General features: G+C 46.9%; 6 protein-coding genes and 1 pseudogene. 3 read left to right on the top strand and 4 right to left on the bottom strand.

The features are described from left to right. The 3 genes and pseudogenes from D479_RS12615 to D479_RS12605 all read left to right on the top strand — a co-directional run. Positions 1-334 (top strand): annotated as a pseudogene (locus tag D479_RS12615) (nicotinate-nucleotide diphosphorylase (carboxylating)); the annotation flags it as partial. After that, positions 331-1,437, top strand: coding sequence for a quinolinate synthase NadA (nadA, locus tag D479_RS12610; protein WP_008637636.1), 1,107 nt, complete (start codon positions 331-333; stop codon positions 1,435-1,437). The pseudogene D479_RS12615 and the gene nadA, both read left to right, overlap by 4 nt. Positions 1,438-1,575: 138 nt before the next feature. After that, complete coding sequence (locus tag D479_RS12605) at positions 1,576-1,965, top strand: RDD family protein (protein ID WP_008637633.1); 390 nt, start codon at positions 1,576-1,578, stop codon at positions 1,963-1,965. Positions 1,966-2,009: 44 nt separating this feature from the next. Here D479_RS12605 and D479_RS12600 read toward each other — a convergent pair whose 3' ends face one another. The 4 genes from D479_RS12600 to D479_RS12585 form a co-directional block, all read right to left on the bottom strand. Beyond that, positions 2,010-3,248: a multidrug effflux MFS transporter gene (locus D479_RS12600; protein WP_008637631.1), complete on the bottom strand. Its 1,239-nt coding sequence runs from the start codon at positions 3,246-3,248 to the stop codon at positions 2,010-2,012. Positions 3,249-3,410: 162 nt separating this feature from the next. Next, the gene (locus D479_RS12595) at positions 3,411-4,118 is read right to left on the bottom strand and encodes a nitroreductase family protein (RefSeq protein ID WP_008637623.1); all 708 of its coding nucleotides are present in this window, start codon (positions 4,116-4,118) and stop codon (positions 3,411-3,413) included. Between the two features lie 123 nt (positions 4,119-4,241). Next, on the bottom strand, positions 4,242-4,655 hold the full coding sequence (locus D479_RS12590) for an Rrf2 family transcriptional regulator (RefSeq protein ID WP_008637621.1): 414 nt from the start codon (positions 4,653-4,655) through the stop codon (positions 4,242-4,244). Positions 4,656-4,762: 107 nt separating this feature from the next. Next, the coding region (locus tag D479_RS12585) for a DUF5915 domain-containing protein (protein WP_008637619.1) at positions 4,763-5,673 on the bottom strand (911 nt) is incomplete at its 5' end.

Genomic DNA, 5,673 nt, shown 5'->3' with positions numbered 1-5,673 from the left:
CATCAAGACTGCCGTGAAGCAGTTGAAAGACCGAGTCGGACATATGGTGAAAATTGAAGTCGAGACGGAATCCGCCGAACAAGTACGGGAAGCGGTAGAAGCAGGAGTCGATTGTATTATGTTCGATAACCGCACACCGGAACAAGTGGCCGCGTTAGCCGGCTTGGTACCGCCGGACATCATCACAGAAGCATCCGGCGGTATTACAATGGATACTCTTCACACATACCGAAACACAGGCGTGGACTACCTGTCACTCGGCCTGCTCACCCACTCGTATCAGGCCGTCGATATCAGTGCAAATGCCTGCACAGGAAAGGAAGTGAAACGATGAATTTATTCGATCAATTAGCTGTTGAGACACCTTCTATTCCATCCATGTATAAAGAAATGACAAGGAGAGAGCTGGAAGATCGGGCGATTGCGGTCAAACAGAAACTTGGGGCGAGAGTGTTCCTCCCCGGCCACCATTACCAAAAGGACGAAGTAATTCAATTCGCCGACACGAAGGGGGACTCACTCGTTCTGGCTCAACAGTCCGCATTGCAAAAAGAAGCAGAGTCGATCATTTTTTTAGGTGTTCACTTCATGGCAGAAACAGCAGACATTTTGACAGGGGAACATCAATGCGTCTATCTTCCAGATATGCGGGCTGGATGCTCAATGGCAGACATGGCGACAAAGGCGCAGACGGAGAAAGCATGGGAGAAACTGAACGATGTGTTCGGGGACTCGATTCTACCACTGACCTATGTGAATTCCACAGCAGCGATCAAAGCATTCGTCGGGCGGCATGGAGGAGCTACGGTAACTTCATCGAACGCGGCTGGAATGGTGAAATGGGCGTTTACACAAAAGCAACGTATCCTGTTTCTACCCGACCAGCACCTTGGGCGAAATACTGCTTATGATTTAGGAGTACCTTTAGAGAACATGGCTGTTTGGGATCCAATGAAAGAAACACTGCTTTTTGACGGTGATTGGAGTAATATACAAGTAATCTTATGGCGGGGGCATTGTTCCGTCCACGAAAATTTCACCACCTCTAATATTGCACAAGTTCGAAAGGATCACCCGGAGATGCACATCATCGTTCATCCGGAGTGTACAAGGGAAGTCGTCGCCCGTTCGGATTCTTCCGGGTCCACGAACTTCATTATCCAAACGATTGAACAAGCCCCTCCCGGAAGCGCCTTTGCCATTGGTACCGAGATGAATCTCGTCAAGCGAATTATCAAGGACCATCCGGATAAACACATCATCTCTTTGAATCCGAATATGTGTCCCTGCCTTACCATGAACCGAATCGATCTCCCTCACCTCCTCTGGTCACTTGAGGCACTTGATGCAGGACAGGAAATAAACAGGATTACCGTTGACAAGTATATCGCCAATGATGCGAAGAAGGCCCTTTCCAGAATGCTGGAGCGAGTATAAAAAAAGGATCGTTTGAATCGCTCTCCCATCTAATCATCGCTTCCTGTAGATACGAACGCCTTATATAATAGAGGCATTTCGTTCGACATTCGTTTATAATCGAACGTAGAACGAATAAATGGAAGAGGTGCCGCCCTGATGGAGACGTTAACAAAAAAAAGACTGCAGGCATTCCTCATTGATACTGCCATATCGACTGCTGCAGCACTCACTGCGGAATATTTCCTACGTAAAAAGGTAAAAAACGAAGCATTCCATACCATCGTCACTCCCACCCTCATGATGTGGGGGCTGGAGTACATCCAACTACGCCGCTCCGGCCAAACGATCGGCTACAAGAAGACAGGACTCAAACTCGAACATGCAGATGGGCTTCCACTAACATCGGCTGTAATTGCAAAAAGGATCGGCTATAGAGATACCATCAGCACCATAGATTATATTAAATCCAAAGAATCCTTTGAAGCGGATGGCGGCGCCATTTTCCCTCATGATCGTTATGCCGGCACTGTTGTACGCAGGAAATAAGTAGACAATCCCCTGAACAGTTGTTCAGGGGATTGTTGTTTTCTTTATTCGGATGTTCTCTCTTTACTACTCTCAGCCGGACGAACGAAAATCAGGAAAGCAGCAGCGGCAATCAGTTCACAAATGATGATTACCAGAGCCATGGGCATGCCTGATGTTCCGTCCCCAAGCCCAACAAGCGGGGAAACTACGGCTCCAATCAAGAAAGGCAGCAGCCCCAGCAGAGCGGATGCACTGCCAGCCTGCTCCCCCTGTGTTTCCATAGCAAGGGAAAAGACCGTCGTATTGATAATACCTACGCTTGAAACAGCCAGGAACAAAGCAACACACAAAAAAATTACGGACAAGGACAGAAAGATTGCAAGGAACAATGCTAACCCACCGGCTACCGCCTGCACCAGACCATATCGCAGCAGACTGCTCTCCTTTATCTTACCGGCAAGTCGACCTGTGACTTGTGTGGCGATGATCAGACCAAATCCATTAATCGCAAATACCAGACTGAACATTTGCGGGGAGAGACCGTATATATCCTGAAGGACGAACGTGGATCCTGAAATATAAGCAAACATCGATCCCATTACGAACCCTTGCGTAAGCATATAGCCGGTAAATATACGATCTCTCAACAGGAGTCCGAATGTTGAGACCGCCTCTTTCCATCCACCTGATTTTTTATTGGTATCCGGCAGTGTTTCCTTAAGTCCAAAGAGAACCGCCAGAAACATGAGTGCACCGAGAACCGCCAGAACGCCAAAGACTCCTCGCCAGGACATGACTGTGAGTAACTGTCCCCCTGCAACAGGAGCCAGTATCGGCGCAAGACCGTTGACAAGCATTAGCAGGGAAAAGAACTTCGTCAATTCCGGACCGGAGAACAAATCACGCACGCTGGCGCGGGAAATAACCATACCTGCTGCACCGGAGAGACCTTGGACAAAACGCAGGGCGATAAACACCCAGACAGATCCAGCGAACATACACAGCAGCGATGAACTGGTATAGATCACCAGAGCCGAAACGAGAGGGCCTTTCCGCCCCTTAGCATCAGAGAATGGTCCGACAAACAACTGACCGAGAGCAAGACCGATCAAACAGGCAGTCAGGCTCAGCTGAGCAATGGACGCGCTCGTGCCGAGATCATCAGCAAGTGTCGGCAGGGCCGGCAGGTACATATCGATCGTTAGTGGTCCGAATGCACTCAAAGAACCTAGAATAACAATATATACGTACAAATAAGACCGAGAGAAAATAGGATGGTCACGCACTTCTGCATGTGCCATGGTACAACACCTTCTTTCACATAATGTTTTCCATCATAATGTCTCCATCCACTGGAGAGTCAAGCATATCCTGCTTTCCCTCTCCTTATTTGCCGGCATATACAAAAACCGGATGCCCCCCTATTCACATGAGGGCATCCGGTTTTCTTTTTTACTCAAGGATTAATAACGGTTCCATTCCATAATGTCTTCCATCGGCAGGCGTGTTTTCTCAAATCCTGCTTTTGTTCCTTTACCAAGAGAAATCAACATGATAGATTCAAAGTTTTCCGGCACATGGAAAGCTTCCATGAATTGATCTACATCGTATCCTCCCATCGGAACGGTATCATAACCTTTGGCTTTCGCAGCCAGCATAAGCTGGTTGGAAATAATTCCGCCATCGATATTGGCAATCTTCGTCAAGCGCTCCTGCGGAAAGTTTCCGTACGTGTCATAGATGCTGTTTACGTACATCTCTTTCACATCTTCCGGCATGTTTCCTTTTTCTGCAATTTGATTATAGATACGACCAGCATTCTCATAGGCGTTACGATCGCTCAACACAGCGATTACGACAGAAGCGTCTACAATTTGCTGCTGATTATTAGCGATAGGAAGCAGACGTTCCTTCTCCTTCTGGTCTTCAATAATCAGAAAGCGCCATGGCTGCAGGTTACTGGATGAAGGAGCAAGAGAAGCAGTCTCCAAAATTTCCTTGATTTCTTCACGGTCTATTTTGTAATCCGCATCATAGTGGCGGACGGAACGGCGCTCTTTTGCCACCGTCAGGAAGTCCGTATCCGGCAGTTCTTTCGGCGCTGCATTGGACGGACCCATATCTTTTGCTTTATTTAGGTAATCTTCTTTACTCATTGTTTTTTCAGACATTGTATATATCTCCTTCATTAACTGTATTTAATACAAGAACAGTATAATCTTTTAACTGTTCTTTTGTCAATTACAGTTGCTTGTTAAAGTATAAAAAAAACGAGGGCTTATCCGCCTCGTTTTTTACCGCTTTATATAGTCCGCCAGCGTTCGATCGCTCAAACCATTCAGAATCCAGTCTTCCATATCATCCCTTAGTTCAGATAATGTCAGCTGCGTTTCCGGAACGAAGCAATCTTTGCTGTCCGTTTCAAATAGATCTTTCGGAATCGTTTCCGCCTTCACCGCTTCATAGATTTCCGATAGTTTAATCTCTTCTGGACGCTTCACTAGGGAATAACCACCATCTCGTCCCTCTTTCGCCTGAATCAATTCGGCTTTTACTAAATGGGTCAATATTTTTCTAAGAAAAACGGATTTGGATTCCAGCTTCTCAGCAAGCTTACCGCTTGGGCACAACCCTTCGTTACTTGCAAGGACAATCAGTGCTTTCAAAGCCATCCCGAACCACTTAATACTTGATACTTTCTCCGCCATTGTCTCACCTCTTTACCTACCCCTTATTTTGAAACAGCTATGCACAAAAGTCAAAAAAACCGCCGGTATAATTGGAAAAAGCCCGGGGACGGCCCCGGGCTTTTTCTTTATTGCTGAATAGAGAGTTTAAGCTGGTTCTCTCCTACGGTGTACTCTTTCATACCTTCTTGTTCTTTCATGTTCAATTCATTGACAAGTACGTTCTCACGAATTAACGATTCGTTCTGTTTGATGGCTTGTTGAACATCTGCATCCCCGCTCAACGCGATATTGACACGAAGGTCAATCGGGAGATCCTGCTTCTTCCGCTCATCCTGAATGGCACGGATGACTTCACGAGCAATACCTTCCAGACGAAGTTCTTCCGTGATCGTTGTATCAAGAACGACATGGAAGTCCTGGTTCGATCCCATAGACAGCCCTGCGTCTGCGACACGTTCTACGTTCAGTAGATCCATTGTCACTTCCACATCGCCATCCGCCGTAGGAACGAGGACTTTCTCTTCCCGTACTACTTGAGCTGCTTCTTCCTCGGACATTTTCTCAAGGAAGCCTTTGACAAGACCGACATTCTTTCCAAGCACCGGACCGGCAGCACGGAAGTTCAGCTTCACGTCATAACGGACCAGATCTTCAGAAGATTGCTTCACTACCACATCCTTCACATTGATTTCATCACGGATGATGGAGCTGTATTCTTCCAAAGCTTTTCCTTTCTCTGGATTAACCGGAATGACCGCTAGCTCAGACAAAGGCTGCTTCGTCTTAATAGCTTCTGTGTTACGGACTCCACGTGCAAGCTCAACTACCTGCAATACAGCATCCATGTCCTCTTCCAGCTGTGTATTCATAACGGATTCATCCACTTTCGGGAAGAAAGCGAGGTGGACGCTTCCACCCGTCAAGTTATGATAAATATCATCAGCCAGGAATGGTGTATATGGTGCCATCAATTGGCTTAGCTGTACCAATACTTCGTGAAGCGTATGGTAAGCGGCCTTTTTGGACTCTGTCATTC

Origin of the sequence: Halobacillus sp. BAB-2008 (genome assembly GCF_000328325.1) — a bacterium.
Taxonomy (GTDB): Bacteria; Bacillota; Bacilli; order Bacillales; family Halobacillaceae; genus Halobacillus.
The sequence above is the reverse complement of the archived record's forward strand: the minus strand, read 5'-3'. Positions and strand labels throughout refer to the sequence as shown.

Bases quoted from the DNA above. Each gene is read 5' to 3' on its own strand.
- D479_RS12595 (WP_008637623.1), bottom strand. From the start codon at position 4,118: ATGTCTGAAAAAACAATGAGTAAAGAAGATTACCTAAATAAAGCAAAA.
- D479_RS12590 (WP_008637621.1), bottom strand. From the start codon at position 4,655: ATGGCGGAGAAAGTATCAAGTATTAAGTGGTTCGGGATGGCTTTGAAA.
- D479_RS12600 (WP_008637631.1), bottom strand. From the start codon at position 3,248: ATGGCACATGCAGAAGTGCGTGACCATCCTATTTTCTCTCGGTCTTAT.
- D479_RS12605 (WP_008637633.1), top strand. From the start codon at position 1,576: ATGGAGACGTTAACAAAAAAAAGACTGCAGGCATTCCTCATTGATACT.
- nadA (WP_008637636.1), top strand. From the start codon at position 331: ATGAATTTATTCGATCAATTAGCTGTTGAGACACCTTCTATTCCATCC.